Raw genomic sequence first — 15334 nt, forward strand, 5'->3', positions numbered from 1 at the left:
GAACTTGTATGGATACTGGTGAATTTCCGCTTAGCGAAAAAGAGTTTTCGCGAATCCGCGAGCGCGTCTATCGCGTGGCGGGGATTTCGCTTTCCGACGCCAAGCGCACGCTTGTGGTGTCGCGCCTGTCCAAGATCGTGCGCGGGCTCTCTTTGCCTGGGTTCGATGCCTATATCGATTTTCTCGAGATGCGGGGCCGGCCCGAGGACGATCAGGATTTCGTCAATGCACTGACCACCAATCTGACACGGTTCTTTCGCGAAGATCACCATTTCGATCATCTTGTCAGCCACGTGGCGGCGCTGATCGCCAGGCCGCGGCGCATGACAAAGGGCGGCAAGCCCCGCCTGCGCATCTGGTCAGCGGGATGTTCGACCGGGCAGGAGCCCTATACGATCGCGTTGAGCCTTCTGGCCGCATTTCCTGAACTCAAGCGCTGGGATTTCCGTATCTTGGCCACCGATATCGATTCCAATGTCGTGGGCAAGGCGGCCAGAGGCATCTATCCGTCCACCGAACTCAACGGGCTTTCAGCGCAACGGGCGGCGCTTTTCGAAAAGGTCGAGACGGGAGAAATCCGTATCCCGCGCGCCGCGCACGAGCTGGTCACCTTCAAGCTGCTCAACCTGATCGAGGCCTGGCCGGTCAGCGGTCCGTTTGACGCGATTTTCTGCAGGAATGTGGCAATTTATTTCGACAAGCCAACCCAAGGGATGCTGTTTGACCGGCTCGGTCAGGTACTGGCGCCTGACGGCTTTCTCTATATCGGCCACTCGGAAAACCTGCAGGCCGTTTCCAAGGGCTTCAAACTGGTCGGCAAGACTGTCTATCAACGCAAGGCAAATGCCGACGCAAAGGATGCAGCATGAGCAATATCAGGGTCCTCGTCGTCGACGATTCGGCGCTCATTCGGGACGTGCTTTCCAAAACGCTGGCGCAAGAGGGCGATATCACCGTGGTGGGTACCGCGCATGATCCGCTGGACGCGCGCGACAAGATCAAGGCGCTCAACCCCGATGTGGTGACGCTCGATATCGAAATGCCCAATATGAACGGGCTGGCCTTTTTGCAAAAGATCATGCGGCTGCGGCCACTGCCGGTGGTGATGGTTTCAACCCTAACCACCAAAGGGGCGTCCGAAACCATGCTGGCGCTGGAGCTCGGTGCCGTCGATTTCGTCGCCAAGCCCGGCACCGAGATGGCAGGAGGGCTGGAGGCATTCGGCGCAACGCTGCGTGAGAAGGTACGCTTTGCGGCGCAGTCGGACGTGCAGGCGCGGGCCCATCGCGCCCCAGCGCCCGATTTACCGCTCAAGACGGCTGCGGCGCCCGAGGGGGCGCTTATTGCCATTGGCGCCTCCACCGGTGGTGTCGAGGCGATCCGGCAGGTGCTTTCATCCATTCCTTCCGATTGTCCACCGATCGTGATCGCCCAGCACATGCCCAAGGGGTTTACAGCGCGGTTCGCCGCCCGGCTCAACGAGCTCGTGCCGGTCAGGGTGATCGAGGCTGCCGACCGCATGGTGCTCGAGCGCGGAACAGCCTATGTCGCTCCGGGAGATTTTCACCTGCGGGTGGAAAAGACCTCGGGCCAGCTCAAATGCCGGGTGACCCAGGATGAGGTAACGTCGGGACACAGGCCGAGCGTGGACGTGCTTTTTTCATCCGCCGCCAAGGTGGTGGGCTCGATGGCCGTGGGGGCAATCCTGACGGGCATGGGGCGCGACGGTGCGTTGGGCATGAAAGCCATGCGTGAGGCTGGGGCGTTCACCATCGGGCAGTCGCAGGGATCGGCCCTGATCTACGGCATGCCCAAGGCAGCGTTCGAGATGGGTGCGGTGATCGAGGAAGCGCCGGTGGAAAAGATCGCCGGGCGCTTAGTTAGCGCACTCATGAAGCTCAAGGCTGCAGCTTGAGGCTTTGTATTGAGATTATTGTAACGCTTGTCCCCTAATTTCGCAGGTTGACCATTCCGGAAGAAGACCGGGTATTGAAGGCGGAGAATCCATGCCAAAGGCCAGCGCTGTCAGCGTTCTCATTGTCGATGACCAGCAATCGATGCGGGGCATCTGCAAATACATCCTCACTCAGCTCGGGTTCAAGGACATCGTGGAGGCCAAGTCCGGCCGCGATGCGCTGACCAAGCTTGAAAAGACAAGTGTCGACCTCATCATTTCCGACTGGAACATGGATGATGTGGACGGGCTGACGCTGCTGAAGGTGATCCGCAAGCATCCGCGCACGCAAGGCATGCCCTTTATCATGGCCACGGGCCGCTCCGATAAGGAGCAGGTCAAGGAAGCCATCGAGAGTGGTGTGAACAACTATATCATCAAACCTTACGATGCCGGGACAATGAAGAAGCGCATCGAGGCGGTTATCGGCGCGCTGAGCTGAGCGAGCGGACTATTTGCGTTTGCAGGGGCGTCCATCGGGGCGCCCTTTTGCTGCCGGGCTTGGCAAGGCGGCTATCGCATGGTTGAAGAGCAAAACGGGCAAGGACGGCAAGTGCCATGACCACAAAGACCATCGGGCTGGTAGCCCATGACGAAAAGAAGGACGACATGGTCGCCTTCGCGCGGGCGCACAAGGACCAGTTGAATGGGTTCACGCTGGTGGGTACCGGTACGACCGGCGGACGCGTGGCCCAGGAAACCGGGCTCGAGGTTCTGGCGCTGAAAAGCGGCCCGCTGGGTGGGGATGCGCAGATCGGGGCGATGATTGCCGAGGGACGGCTGGACGCGCTGATTTTTTTCATAGACCCCATGAGCGCGCTGCCGCACGATGTGGACGTCAAGGCTCTGACCCGGCTCGCGACGCTTTATGACATCCCGGTGGCCTACAACAAGTCCACAGCCGAAGCCGTGCTTAAAGCGCTTTGAGTTGACCGGATGGACCGCTTGTGAGCAGATGCCGCAATTCCAACGAATTTGACCTTTTGGTCCAACGATAATTCAGGGGCTGAGCATAGGCGTGGCGTTTGACGCGGTAATCGAGGTGCGTTCCGTTTCAAAACGGTTTGGCGGGCTTTTGGCTGTTTCGAACTGTTCGCTCGAAGTCGAGCGCGGATCGATCACCGGACTGATCGGGCCGAACGGGGCGGGCAAATCCACCCTGTTCAACATGGTGGCCGGCAATTTCGCGCCCACCAGCGGGCAGATCATCTTTGACGGGCAGGACATTACGGGGCTCAAGCCGCACGAGTTGTTCCGGCTGGGCATGTTGCGCACCTTCCAGATCGCGCATGAATTTTCCCAGATGACCGCGCTGGAGAATCTGATGATGGTTCCCGGCGATCAGCCGGGCGAGAGCCTTTCGACCCTGTGGTTCCAGCCGGGCAGGGCTGCGGCGCGCGAGGCAGAGGTGCGTCAGAAAGCACTCCATGTCATCGATTTTCTCAAACTCGGGCACGTCAAGAACGAGTTGGCGGGCAATCTTTCGGGCGGACAGAAAAAACTGCTTGAGCTGGGCCGCACCATGATGGTGGACGCCAAGATCGTGCTGCTCGACGAAGTGGCGGCGGGGGTCAACAAGACCCTGCTCAACGATCTGGCCGCCAATATCGAGCGCATGAACAAAGAGCTCGGCTACACCTTCTTTGTCATCGAGCACGATATGGACCTGATCGCGCGGCTGTGTGACCCGGTGATCGTGATGGCGCAGGGCGAGGTGATCGCCAAAGGCAATATGGAAGAGCTACGCGCCAACCCGATGATCGTCGAGGCCTATTTCGGTGGCCCGGTGGAGGCCGTGCGATGAGCCTTATCGATCTTAAGGACATTGTGGCCGGCTATGGCGGCGCGCCAATCCTCAATGGCGTCAACATGGCGATCGACGCGTCCGATATCGGAGTGATCGTGGGACCGAACGGGGCGGGCAAATCGACCACTCTGAAGGCCATCTTCGGGCTTTTGACCGTTACGGGCGGGACCGTGACATTCGGTGGGCAGGATGTGACCAATTTCGAGGCCGACCGCCTGGTGCCGATGGGGCTTTCGTTCGTGCCCCAGGAGCACAACGTCTTTACCTCTATGTCGGTACACGAGAATTTCGAGATGGGCGCCTTCGTGCGGCGCGACGACATCACCGAAAGTCTCGATATGGTCTATGAGATGTTTCCTGATCTCAAGGCCAAGCGCAAACAGCCGGCGGGCGAACTGTCGGGCGGGCAGCGCCAGATGGTGGCCATGGGGCGGGCGCTGATGAGCCGGCCGAAACTGTTGATGCTCGATGAGCCCTCGGCCGGGCTTTCGCCGCGCTACATGATGGAAATTTTCGAACAGGTGGTCAAGATCAACGCCGCGGGCGTTGGTATCCTGATGGTCGAGCAGAATGCGCGTCAGGCGCTGGCGTTCGCGACCAAGGGGTTCGTTCTGACCAGCGGACAGAACAGGTTCACCGGAACCGGGCAGGAATTGCTCGACGATCCGGATGTGGCCAAGAGCTTTCTTGGCGGGTGATCCGGAGCTGATGAAAGCATGAACGATCTTATCTTTTTCTTCAATCAGGCGCTGATCGGCGGGGTGGTGCTGGGCTCGGTCTATGCACTGGGCGCCGTGGGCGTGACGCTAATTTTCGGTATCCTGCGGTTTGCCCATTTCGCCCATGGCGACATGATGACCATGGGGGCGTTCATCACCTTTATCCTGGCCGGCGTTTTGACGGCACTGGGGATCGTGACACCCATTCCGACCGGTGTGCTGGTGGTGCCGCTGGCCATGGTGCTGGCGGCGGGGCTGGCGCTGGGGATCGACAAAGGGTTTTATGCGCCGCTTCGGGCCCGCGGGGCAAAACCGGTGACATTGCTGATCGCCTCGATCGGGGTCACCATGATGATCCAGGGGCTGATCCGGCTGTTTTTCGGGGTGGAGACGCGCTCGTTCTTCGATACCGAACCCAAGCAGATTTTCCGGATCGAATTGCCCTTCGAGGGGGTCACCCGGCCCATCACCTTTACAGAGCCGCAGGTCTGGCTGGTGGCTTCGACCGCTATCGCCGTGATTGCCCTGCACTACTTTCTCACCCGCTCGCGGTTGGGCAAGGGGATGCGGGCTATGGCCGACAATCCCGACCTGGCCAAGGTTTCAGGCATCAACACCAAGCTCGTCGTGCGGGTGACATGGGTGATTGCGGGTGCGCTGGCTTGCCTGGCGGGCACCATGCTGGCGCTCGATGTAACACTGAAACCCGATCTGGCCTTCAATATCGTGTTGCCGATCTTTGCAGCAGCCATCCTGGGAGGGTTGGGGCATGCCTATGGGGCAATTGCTGGCGGGTTCGTTCTGGGATTTGCGGAAACGCTGGCGGTGTTCAATTGGGCGGTGCTGCTGCGCCCGTTCCGCGATGTCCTCTGGTTTGACATCCCCGCTTCGCTGACCCTGGTTCAGTCCGAATACAAACTCACCGTCGCCTTCGTGATCCTGGTCGTCGTGCTTCTGGTGCGGCCAACGGGAATCTTTAGGGGAGCCTCCACATGACCGCGCGCTATATCGGGCTGTTTGCAGCGCTGTTTGCGCTGATCGTTTTCGTGGGTGTGATGATGGGCACCCCGTTCACCGTGCGGCTGATGGTGGAGGCCTTCGCCTTTGCGCTGATCGCCATGGGGCTCAATATCCAGTGGGGCTTTGGCGGGCTGTTCAATTTCGGCATTCTGGGCATGCTGATGGTGGGCGGGTTTGCCGTCACCTTCATCTCCTTTCCGGTCAACGCGGCGTTCTGGGAATCCGAGGGCCCGATGCTGCTCGGGCGCACCGCAATCGCGGCGGCGATCGGGGCGATTATCATCTTTTTCGCCCATCGCGTGCAGCGGTTCGGAATAACGGGCAAATGGCGCGGGGCGGTGATCGTTGTCGCGTGGTTTGCCGCCTATGTTATCTTCCGTACGCAGATGGATCCGGCCGCCAACACTATCACCTCGACCGCCGGCTGGGTCGGCGGGCTGGGCCTACCGGTGATCCTTGGCTGGGCCTTCGGGGGTATTCTGGCCGGGCTGATCGGGTTTCTGGTGGGGAAGGTCAGCCTTGGGCTGCGGGCCGATTATCTGGCGATTGCGACCATCGGGATTGCCGAAATTTTGCGGGCTGTGATCCGTAACATGGAATGGCTGACGCGCGGCACGCTAACGGTTTCGCCCATCCCCTGGCCGGTGCCCAATCCGCAATACTATCAGGAGTTTGGTGTTTCGATCACCGACAGCTTCGTTTACGCGCGGGCCGGGTTTCTCGCGCTGGTGGTGGCTATCGTCATCGTGGCGCTGTTCTTGATCCACAGGGCGTATCAGGGGCCTTGGGGTCGCATGATGCGGGCCATTCGTGACAATCACATCTCGTCGGCATCGATGGGCAAGGATGTAACGGGGCGGCAACTTGAGATTTTCATTTTCGGCTCGGTGCTCATGGGCATTGGCGGGGCGATCCTCGTTTCGTTCGTGGGCATCTATGACCCCTCGAGCTACCAGCCGATCAACCACACCTTCATCATCTGGGTGATGCTGATCGTGGGTGGAGCGGGAAACAATTTCGGGGCGCTGTTTGGCGGGCTGTTCATCTATATCGTGTGGATGCTGTCCGAGCAGGTGGCGACGGGCCTGTTCGGGGCCCTGAGCAACTGGTCGTCCTCGATGGGCTGGGGCGAAATTCCCGACATCGAAACCCGTGCCGTACAGATGCGGATTTTCGTTCTGGGGCTGGTGGTGACCATTGCCCTGCGGTTTGCGCCAAAGGGGCTGTTGCCCGAGCATATCGAGCGCAAAGACTAGAACGGCTTCCGGTTCGGGGACCCCATCAGTGGGGCCCCTCCCCGGCGATCCGCTCCCGTTCAAGCACCTGGGGCAGGCTCTTTCTCCCCAAAGGGAAAGCAAAAAAGAAAAAGCCCGGGATCGCTCCCGGGCTTTTCGTATTGGGGTATTGGTTGGCTTATTCGATGACGCCAACTTCGACGAACGAGCCGCCTTCGACGGTCATTTCGACGATTACGCCGTCAACATCGCCCGCATCGTCAAAGTCCAGATCGCCACCGGCGCCCTGATAGTCGATGTCGGTGCCGGCCGCGATGAGTTCCTTGGCCTTTTCCCATTCGCCCGGAAGGATGGTTTCGCCCGGAGCCGAGGAGACTTCGCGCAGGGCGGCGGAGAGGCCTTCCCGGTCAGCCGAGCCGTTCTTTTCGATGGCGAGGGCCAGAAGGAGGGCCGCATCGTAGGACTGGGGAGCGTAAACGTCGTTCGGGGTCAGCCCGGCGGCGGTGGCCAGATCGGCGTAAACCGTTGCGCTTTCGCCTTCGAACGCACCGGCGCGGGTGGCGATCATGCCTTCCACGCTGCCAGCATCGATACCGGTGAACAAGTCGTCGCCGACCATGCCGTCACCACCAACGTAGGTGACGAAATTGCCCGATTCCAAGGCCTGACGCAGCAGGGTCTGACCCGAGGAGTTGGCATAGGCAAGGACAACGAGGGTTTGTGCGCCCGAGGAGGCCAAATTGCCCAGCTCGGCGCGATAATCGGCCTTGCCGTCTTCATGGGCAAGGTTGGCTGCGATGGTGCCGCCCCCAGCTTCATAGGCCTCGGTGACAGCCGAAGCAAAGCCCGAACCATAGTCGTTGTTGACATAGGTCAGCGCAATTTCGGTGATGTCCTTGGACAAAAGCAGCTCGGCGAGCTTTTGGCCCTGGAAGGCATCGGAGGGGGTGGTGCGGAAGACAAGGTCGTTGTCTTCGAGCGTGGTCAGGGCCGGCGCAGTGGAGGCGGGCGAGATCATGACGACGCCGCCGGGAATGGCGGCAGAATTGGCGCCACCTATGGTTTCACCGGTGCAAAGCCCGCCCACAATGGCGCTCACCTGGTCGGTGTTGACCAGACGGTCGGTCGCGTTGGCTGCGGCGGTCGCATCGCAGGCGCCGTCGGCTGAAACGATCGAGAACGTGCCGCCATCAAGTATGCCACCCTGATCGTTGACCTGCTGGACGGCCAGTTCGGCGCCGGCAAAGATCGGGGGCGCAAGGCTTTCAATGGGGCCAGTGAAGCCGCCCATAAAGCCGATCGTGACATCCTGTGCGACGGCGGGGGCCGCCATCGAAAGAACGCCTGCGGCGACCGCAAGGGTCAGAGATTTTTTGATATGACGCATGATATCCCTCAAGAGTTTGGTCGTGCCATGCCCCTCCCGTGCCGCATGGTGGTCAAAATCCCAGTGCGATCTTTTCGGTTCGGACAGCCCAACTGGAAAAAGGTCCACTCGCTGGACCCGCTCCAGACGGTACCATTGCACAGTTGCGTTTATGGAGTCATCAGGTTTTGGCACGAATTTTCTTGAGCCTACAGTTGCTTAACGGGCGGGCATTTGCCAGTTATGATCGTTGATCATTCAGGGAGGCAGGTGGCCGATGCGGATCAAGATGGCCCATGTCCTTGTAGCGGTGATTGGCTTTGTGCCGGCAACGGGGTATGGGCAGGTGCAAGTGCTCGATAGCTCGGGCGGAGCGGGCGAGGCAGCTCCTGCCAGCGCCGAATCCATACCGCAACCGCCTTGTGGCAGCAGCGAGATCACCATTGCCGAAATGGGCTGGCCGTCGGCGGCAATTCTGGCCAATATCCACGCGACGCTCTTGCGGGCCGAATATCAATGCGCAGTGCGGTTGGTGCCGGGGGAACCCGAAGCAACGCTGGCATCGATGGCGACGACGCAGCAACCGGCGGTGGCGCCCGAGTTGTGGGTCTCTCGGCAGGCCGAGGTGTGGAACGGCGCCATGCAAGCATCGAGTGCGCGAGCCGCGGCTTCCACCTTTACCGGTGGCGCGCTTGAGGCCTGGTTCGTACCCTCCTATGTTTTGGAAAACAACAGCGGGCTGGCAGCCGCCGACGACATCATGGACCATTGGCAGGTGTTCGTTCCGGCAGGTGAAAGCCGGGCCGAACTTTATTCGTGTCCCGCCGACTGGGCTTGCGCGATCATCAACAGGAACATGGCCGCGGGGCTTGGGCTTGATGAACGATTCGATATCGTCGAGCCGCTCGACAGGTTCGCCATGGACGGGGCAATTACCGATGCGGTCAGCCAGCGCCAGCCGGTGCTGACCTATTACTGGCAACCCAACGCACTTATTGACCGGCTTGATCTCGTTCCGCTCGACATGGGCGGATTCGATGCGGGCAATGCCCAATGCATGGCCATTCGCGATTGCGTGCCATTCGGAGGATCGGGGTTTGCGCCCGACACCGTGGTGATTGCGGTGGCCGAATGGCTCTTTTCAGATACGCCCGATGTTGCCGATTATTTTGCGCGCGCCTCCATGCCGCTCGATGAAATGAACCGGCTTTTGGCCTGGCAAGCCGAGAACGAGGCTAGTGCGGAAGCCGTGGCGCAGAATTTTCTGATCACTGGACGCGATGTATGGCAGGACTGGGTGGACGGGGCTGAACCGGAGGACCGTGCAACGGCGCCATAAGAAATCCCTAACCATGAGACGGGGTTTCAGAGCGTTGTCGCAGGACTGTCACATAATGGTCCGACGATGGTGGATTGCCGGAGTCTGCCAGTTGATTTCTGGTACAAGTTATTGATTTATTGGGAATATTTTTCGATATTCACCTTGCGTTAAAACGCGCTGCGTATGGTCGGGCCGAACAAGCGGTCGTGGCGTTGCATGCGTACAGAACTTTCCCTCACCAATATCTTGGCCGTCTATCGCGGAACTGCCTTTGCCGCAGGGGCGACCGGCTGCCTTATCGTGTTCACGGCGCTTGAAGCGCTGATTGCCGGCTGGTTGGGCGCAAGGCACGCAGAAGTGGTTTTGCCGGTCGTGGCCATTGCCGGGCTGGCGCTCATCGCGATCATCGTATGGGGCTATTTTTCGTTGCGCAGGGCGCTCAGCCTTGCCGAAACCCGGCGGCGCGATCTGCTGGCTTCTCTCAACCGTGACGCGCTCACCGGAGCGTTCAACCGCAAATATTTTCTCGACCGGCTGCGGGACATGGTGCGGGAGGCCGAGCGGATGCCGGTCGCCTATATCCAGATCGATATGGATCATCTCAAAGCCATCAACGACGGAACGGGGCATGCGGCAGGAGACCAGGCGCTGGTGCGGCTGGTGCGGACGCTCGAGGAATTGGTGCCCGGCGCGGTGATTGGCCGGTTGGGTGGGGACGAATTTGCCGTGGCACTGTCGGGGGTCAGTTCCAAGGCGGCGCTCAAACGGTTGGGAGACCGGGTGCTCGAAACGCTCGACCGCCCCGAACCTTTGGCTGGACGCGATGTGCGGCTGTCGGCCACAATGGGCATTGCTACGGCACCCGGCGATGCGGGCGATGCGGACACGCTGATTTCAAAGGCCGATCTTGCCCTTTACAAGGGCAAGAATGGCGGACGCGGGCGGGTGATCGCGTTTGAACGCGAGTTGCTCAGCGAGGAGCGCTATCAGCGCTTTATCGAGCGAGAATTGCGGGCGGCGATCCTTATGGATGAGCTCGAAATCCACTATCAGCCGGTCTTTGGCCAGGATGGACGACAGCGTTCTGTCGAGGCGCTGGTGCGCTGGCGGCATTCGGTGCGGGGAATGATTTCGCCCGGAGCGTTCGTTCCGATTGCCGAACAGTCCGATCTGATCGCCAAGCTCGGGCAATGGGTTCTGCGGCGGGTTTGTGCCGATGTCCCGCGGCTGCCCACGAAGGTGGTGGCGATCAATGTATCGGCTGCAGAACTGCGCCATCCCGATTATGCCGCGCGGTTTGCAGAGGAGATTGCTGCGGCGGGGCTGATGGGCGAGCGGTTCATTGTCGAGATTACCGAAACGGCGCCATTGCACAAGAATTCTGCCGAGCGAAAGAATCTCGAATTCCTGCGGGCGCTGGGCGTGCGCATAGCCGTCGACGATTTCGGGGCCGGGCATGCAAGCCTCGGTTATCTGCGCGATCTCTCATTTGACATCCTGAAAATCGACAGGGCTTATGTTGCTGAAATCACTTCGCGGCCGGTGGATTCGATGATTGTTGAATCGATCTGCAAGATCGCCAAAGGGTTGGGGATCGAGGTGATTGCCGAGGGCGTGGAGACGCCGGAGCAGCACGCGGCGCTGGTTGAGTTGGGCTGCACGGGGTTCCAGGGCTTTCTTTTGGGCCGGCCACAACCGCTCAGAGCCAAGATTGAAGCCGAAGACGCAGCAATCAAAGCGGCCTGACCCCTGTGGGTTCTGTTGCGCACCGGTAGCCTTGATGGCTATAAGAGCGGTGAGTGGTAGGAACTTTTCGGCGTCAGGGAGACCGGGTTTTGGATATCAGAAAGATCAATGACCGCGTGAGCGTTTCGGGGCAGATCCTGCCGTCCGATGTCGAGACGATCAAGCAGGCGGGCTTTGTCTCGATCATCAACAACCGCCCCGATGACGAGGCACCGGACCAGCCGGCAGGTGCCGAAATCGCGACAGCTGCAAAGGCGGCTGGGCTTGGCTATTACGAAATTCCCATGGGCCGCGAGGGTGTGACCCCCGACATGGTGGCCGCCACCCGGCATGCGCTCGATGAGAGCGGCGGGCCGGTGTTTGCGTTTTGCCGCTCCGGCACGCGCTCGACGACGCTGTGGGCGCTCAGCCAGGCGGGCACCGAGACATCGGACGCAATCATCGATGCCGCGGCCGGGGCCGGCTACGACATGAGTCATCTGGCCGCGCATCTGGATAAGCCAATTTCCTGACCGCCCGGTCGCCCAGGGCCCTTTCCCCTTTTGTACGGGGTTTCGTCCGGCCGTACGGCGGCCGGTTTTAGTGACGGCAACACGATCTGCGGGCGTGTGTTCCCACGCGCCCCGACACGCTCTAGCAGGGGGTTTCCCAGTCCATGGCCATCAAGAAGATTCTCGTCGCCAACCGCTCAGAGATCGCGATCCGGGTGTTCCGAGCCGCCAATGAGCTGGGGCTGAAAACGGTTGCTGTGTTTGCCGAAGAGGACAAGCTGGCGCTGCATCGGTTCAAGGCGGACGAGGCGTATCTGATCGGGCAGGGCAAGGGGCCAGTGGAAGCCTATCTGCAGATCGACGAGTATATTCGCGTGGCCCGGATTTCGGGTGCCGATGCCATCCATCCCGGTTACGGGCTGTTGTCGGAAAGCCCTGAATTTGCCGATGCGTGCGAGGATGCAGGGATCATCTTTATCGGGCCCAAGGCGCAGACCATGCGCGATCTGGGCAACAAGGTCGCGGCCCGCAATATGGCGATCAAGGCGGGCGTGCCAGTGGTTCCTGCCACAGATCCCTTGCCCGACGATCTTGATGAAGTGGCGAAAATGGCCGATGCGATCGGCTATCCGCTCATGCTCAAGGCGAGTTGGGGCGGCGGCGGACGCGGCATGCGACGCATCACCGACCCCAAACAACTGCGGTCCGAAGTGTCCGAAGGCAAGCGTGAGGCCAAGGCGGCGTTCGGCAAGGACGAGATGTATCTCGAAAAGCTTGTTGAAAAGGCCCGTCACGTCGAGGTCCAATTGCTCGGGGACGATCACGGCAATCTGGTGCATCTGTTCGAGCGCGATTGTTCGGTACAGCGGCGCAACCAGAAAGTGGTTGAGCGCGCGCCGGCGCCGTACCTCTCGGAAGAGACTCGCAAGGCGCTGACAGACGCGGCGCTGAAGCTGGGCAATGAGGCGGGTTACCGCTGTGCGGGGACCGTCGAGTTCCTGATGGATGCCCAGACCGACGAGTTCTACTTCATCGAGGTCAATCCGCGCATTCAGGTCGAGCATACGGTGACCGAAGAGGTTACGGGCATCGATATCGTCAAGGCGCAGATCAAGGTTATGGACGGGGCGGCCATCGGGACGCCGCAATCGGGGGTGCCTGAACAAAAGGACATCGTTTTGCATGGCCATGCCCTGCAATGCCGGGTTACCACTGAAGACCCGGAAGAAAACTTCATCCCCGATTACGGGCGGATAACGGCCTATCGCGGGGCGACTGGGTTCGGTGTGCGGCTCGATGGCGGGACGGCCTATTCGGGCGCGATCATCACCCGGTTCTACGACCCGCTCCTGGAAAAGGTGACCTGCTGGGCGCCGACGCCCGAAGAAGCGATTGCGCGGATGGACCGGGCGCTGCGCGAATTCCGCATTCGCGGTGTGTCGACCAATCTTGCGTTCCTCGAAAACATCATTTCGCACCCCAAATTCCGCGACAATACCTATACAACGCGGTTTATCGACACGACGCCCGAGCTCTTCGACATCGAAAAGCGCAAGGATCGGGCGACCAAGCTTTTGACCTATATCGCCGATGTGACGGTCAACGGTCACCCTGAGGTGCGTGACCGGCCAAGGCCGCCAACCAATGCGGCGGCGCCGGTGATCCCGGAATATCCGCCGCTTTCCGTCGTCGAGGGCAGCCGGCAGATCCTCGAGCGCGATGGCGCCAAGGGGCTGGCTGACTGGATGAAGGCGCAAAAGCGGGTACTGTTCACCGACACGACGATGCGCGATGGGCACCAGAGCCTTCTGGCCACCCGCATGCGCACCTTCGACATGGAAAAGATCGCCAAGGCCTATAGTCGCGGCCTGCCTGACCTGTTTTCGCTCGAATGTTGGGGCGGGGCGACGTTTGACGTTTCAATGCGGTTTCTGAACGAGGATCCATGGGAGCGGCTGAAAAAGATTCGGGAGGGGGCGCCCAACATTCTGACCCAGATGCTGCTGCGCGGGGCGAATGGTGTCGGTTACACCAATTATCCGGACAATGTCGTGCAGTTCTTCGTCAAGAAAGCTGCCGAGGGCGGGATCGATATTTTCCGGGTGTTCGATTGCCTCAACTGGGTCGAGAACATGCGGGTCGCAATGGATGCGGTCATCGAGAGCGGCAAGGTCTGCGAGGGCGTCGTGTGCTACACCGGCGACATGCTCGACCCGGACCGGGCAAAATATGATCTGAAATACTATGTAGGGCTGGCCAAGGAACTCGAAGCTGCGGGCGCGCATGTGCTGGGCATCAAAGACATGGCCGGGGTAATGAAGGCGCCGGCGGCCAAGAAGCTGTTTGCGACGCTTAAAGGGGAGATCGGGTTACCGATTCATTTCCATACCCACGACACGTCGGGGGCTTCGGCGGCGACGGTGCTTGCGGCCTGTGAGGCCGGAGTGGACGCGGTCGATGCGGCGATGGATTCGTTTTCGGGCACGACGAGCCAGCCCACTCTTGGGTCTCTGGTCGCCGCGCTTGAAGGGACCGAGCGCGACGCGCAGCTTTCCCCCAAGGCGATCCGGGAAATCTCGTTTTACTGGGAAGCGGTGCGCACGCAGTACCGGGCTTTCGAGAGCGATCTTAAGGGTGGTGCGTCCGAAGTCTATCTCCACGAAATGCCCGGCGGGCAATTCACCAATCTCAAGGAACAGGCCCGTTCGATGGGGTTGGAAACCCGCTGGCACGAAGTCGCCCAGACCTATGCAGACGTCAACCAGATGTTCGGCGATATCGTCAAGGTGACGCCAAGCTCCAAAGTGGTGGGCGATATGGCGCTGGCCATGGTGTCGTCGGGTCTCAAGCGTGCCGACGTCGAGAACCCCGAAAAGGATGTGTCGTTCCCCGATTCGGTGATCGGGTTCTTTGCCGGCGATCTGGGCCAGCCGACTGGCGGGTTTCCTGAGGCGCTGCAAAAAAAGGTTCTGAAGGGGAAGAAGGTTCTGACCGAGCGCCCCGGCAAGGGGCTGGCTCCGACCGATCTCGAAGCAGAACGCAAGAAGGCCGAGGAGGCCTCTGGCATGGAAATCGACGATTTCCGGCTTGCCTCGTATCTCATGTATCCGAAAGTCTTTGCCGAATTCGCCAAGGCCCAGGACCTTTACGGGCCGACCGAAGTGCTGCCCACGCCCGTCTATTTTTACGGACTTAATCCGGCCGACGAGATTATGGTCGATCTCGAAAAGGGCAAGACCATGGTGGTCCAGTTCCTCGGCCAGTCGGAAACCAATGAAAAGGGCATGGTGCGGGTGTTTTTCGACCTCAACGGTCAGCCTCGCGCCGTGGCCGTTCCTGACCGGCTCAAGGCCGGCGACATCGTTGCCCGCCCCAAGGCAACAACAGGCGATGCTAAACAGGTTGGCGCACCCATGCCGGGGGTTATCTCATCGTTGGCCGTGAAAGCTGGCCAGAAGGTCGAGGCTGGCGATGTGCTGCTTTCGATCGAAGCCATGAAGATGGAAACCGCGCTGCACGCCGAGGCCGACGGGACCGTGGCTGAAGTTCTCGTCAAGCCCGGCGATCAGATCGATGCCAAGGATCTGTTGATCCGGCTGGACTAAAAAAGGACGGCGCGGGAAATCCGGGCCGTCCAAGGGGAGGAGATCAATCATAGAGCCCGGGGAACCCCGG

The 15334-nt window shown here is 60.4% G+C and carries 13 protein-coding genes; 12 read left to right on the top strand and 1 reads right to left on the bottom strand.

Going from position 1 to position 15334, the window contains the following annotated elements; all coding sequences use genetic code 11:
- Nucleotides 1-8: 8 nt before the first annotated feature.
- The 8 genes from V6617_RS02670 (at nt 9) to V6617_RS02705 (ending at nt 6756) form a co-directional block, all read left to right on the top strand.
- Nucleotides 9-869, top strand: a complete 861-nt coding sequence (locus tag V6617_RS02670; protein ID WP_338608919.1) for a protein-glutamate O-methyltransferase — start codon at nt 9-11, stop codon at nt 867-869.
- Entirely contained in the window at nt 866-1915 is a 1050-nt protein-coding gene (locus tag V6617_RS02675) for a chemotaxis response regulator protein-glutamate methylesterase (protein WP_338608920.1), read from the top strand. The genes V6617_RS02670 and V6617_RS02675 overlap by 4 nt, the downstream gene beginning before the upstream one ends.
- A gap of 91 nt (nt 1916-2006) precedes the next feature.
- Nucleotides 2007-2396 carry a response regulator gene (locus V6617_RS02680; protein ID WP_014132207.1) on the top strand — a complete coding sequence of 130 codons (390 nt, stop codon included), beginning with the start codon at nt 2007-2009 and terminating at the stop codon, nt 2394-2396.
- A gap of 116 nt (nt 2397-2512) precedes the next feature.
- Nucleotides 2513-2881: a methylglyoxal synthase gene (locus tag V6617_RS02685; protein WP_338608921.1), complete on the top strand. Its 369-nt coding sequence runs from the start codon at nt 2513-2515 to the stop codon at nt 2879-2881.
- Between the two features lie 91 nt (nt 2882-2972).
- Nucleotides 2973-3758, top strand: coding sequence for an ABC transporter ATP-binding protein (locus tag V6617_RS02690; protein WP_338608922.1), 786 nt, complete (start codon nt 2973-2975; stop codon nt 3756-3758).
- Entirely contained in the window at nt 3755-4459 is a 705-nt protein-coding gene (locus V6617_RS02695) for an ABC transporter ATP-binding protein (RefSeq protein ID WP_338608923.1), read from the top strand. Before V6617_RS02690 ends, V6617_RS02695 begins: the two co-directional genes overlap by 4 nt.
- Before the next feature lie 18 nt (nt 4460-4477).
- Nucleotides 4478-5476, top strand: a complete 999-nt coding sequence (locus V6617_RS02700; RefSeq protein WP_338608924.1) for a branched-chain amino acid ABC transporter permease — start codon at nt 4478-4480, stop codon at nt 5474-5476.
- Nucleotides 5473-6756, top strand: coding sequence for a branched-chain amino acid ABC transporter permease (locus V6617_RS02705; protein ID WP_338608925.1), 1284 nt, complete (start codon nt 5473-5475; stop codon nt 6754-6756). Before V6617_RS02700 ends, V6617_RS02705 begins: the two co-directional genes overlap by 4 nt.
- A 157-nt stretch (nt 6757-6913) precedes the next feature.
- Here the strand turns inward: V6617_RS02705 and V6617_RS02710 are convergent, their stop codons facing one another.
- Nucleotides 6914-8122 (bottom strand): ABC transporter substrate-binding protein, encoded by a 1209-nt coding sequence (locus V6617_RS02710; protein ID WP_338608927.1) that lies wholly within the window; start codon nt 8120-8122, stop codon nt 6914-6916.
- A gap of 256 nt (nt 8123-8378) precedes the next feature.
- Between V6617_RS02710 and V6617_RS02715 the strand changes: the two genes are divergently transcribed.
- From V6617_RS02715 to pyc, 4 genes are all read left to right on the top strand, one after another.
- Nucleotides 8379-9440 carry a glycine betaine ABC transporter substrate-binding protein gene (locus V6617_RS02715; RefSeq protein WP_338608928.1) on the top strand — a complete coding sequence of 354 codons (1062 nt, stop codon included), beginning with the start codon at nt 8379-8381 and terminating at the stop codon, nt 9438-9440.
- 198 nt (nt 9441-9638) lie between these two features.
- Entirely contained in the window at nt 9639-11168 is a 1530-nt protein-coding gene (locus V6617_RS02720) for a bifunctional diguanylate cyclase/phosphodiesterase (protein ID WP_338608930.1), read from the top strand.
- 89 nt (nt 11169-11257) lie between these two features.
- Nucleotides 11258-11680 carry a TIGR01244 family sulfur transferase gene (locus V6617_RS02725; protein WP_338608932.1) on the top strand — a complete coding sequence of 141 codons (423 nt, stop codon included), beginning with the start codon at nt 11258-11260 and terminating at the stop codon, nt 11678-11680.
- Nucleotides 11681-11823: 143 nt separating this feature from the next.
- Nucleotides 11824-15264 carry a pyruvate carboxylase gene (gene pyc, locus V6617_RS02730; protein ID WP_338608933.1) on the top strand — a complete coding sequence of 1147 codons (3441 nt, stop codon included), beginning with the start codon at nt 11824-11826 and terminating at the stop codon, nt 15262-15264.
- Nucleotides 15265-15334 lie beyond the last annotated feature (70 nt).

This window comes from Pelagibacterium nitratireducens, assembly GCF_037044555.1.
In the GTDB taxonomy this organism is placed as follows: Bacteria; Pseudomonadota; Alphaproteobacteria; order Rhizobiales; family Devosiaceae; genus Pelagibacterium; species Pelagibacterium nitratireducens.

Bases quoted from the DNA above. Each gene is read 5' to 3' on its own strand.
- V6617_RS02670 (WP_338608919.1), top strand. From the start codon at position 9: ATGGATACTGGTGAATTTCCGCTTAGCGAAAAAGAGTTTTCGCGAATC.
- V6617_RS02675 (WP_338608920.1), top strand. From the start codon at position 866: ATGAGCAATATCAGGGTCCTCGTCGTCGACGATTCGGCGCTCATTCGG.
- V6617_RS02680 (WP_014132207.1), top strand. From the start codon at position 2,007: ATGCCAAAGGCCAGCGCTGTCAGCGTTCTCATTGTCGATGACCAGCAA.
- V6617_RS02685 (WP_338608921.1), top strand. From the start codon at position 2,513: ATGACCACAAAGACCATCGGGCTGGTAGCCCATGACGAAAAGAAGGAC.
- V6617_RS02695 (WP_338608923.1), top strand. From the start codon at position 3,755: ATGAGCCTTATCGATCTTAAGGACATTGTGGCCGGCTATGGCGGCGCG.
- V6617_RS02700 (WP_338608924.1), top strand. From the start codon at position 4,478: ATGAACGATCTTATCTTTTTCTTCAATCAGGCGCTGATCGGCGGGGTG.
- V6617_RS02705 (WP_338608925.1), top strand. From the start codon at position 5,473: ATGACCGCGCGCTATATCGGGCTGTTTGCAGCGCTGTTTGCGCTGATC.
- V6617_RS02710 (WP_338608927.1), bottom strand. From the start codon at position 8,122: ATGCGTCATATCAAAAAATCTCTGACCCTTGCGGTCGCCGCAGGCGTT.
- V6617_RS02715 (WP_338608928.1), top strand. From the start codon at position 8,379: ATGCGGATCAAGATGGCCCATGTCCTTGTAGCGGTGATTGGCTTTGTG.
- V6617_RS02720 (WP_338608930.1), top strand. From the start codon at position 9,639: ATGCGTACAGAACTTTCCCTCACCAATATCTTGGCCGTCTATCGCGGA.
- pyc (WP_338608933.1), top strand. From the start codon at position 11,824: ATGGCCATCAAGAAGATTCTCGTCGCCAACCGCTCAGAGATCGCGATC.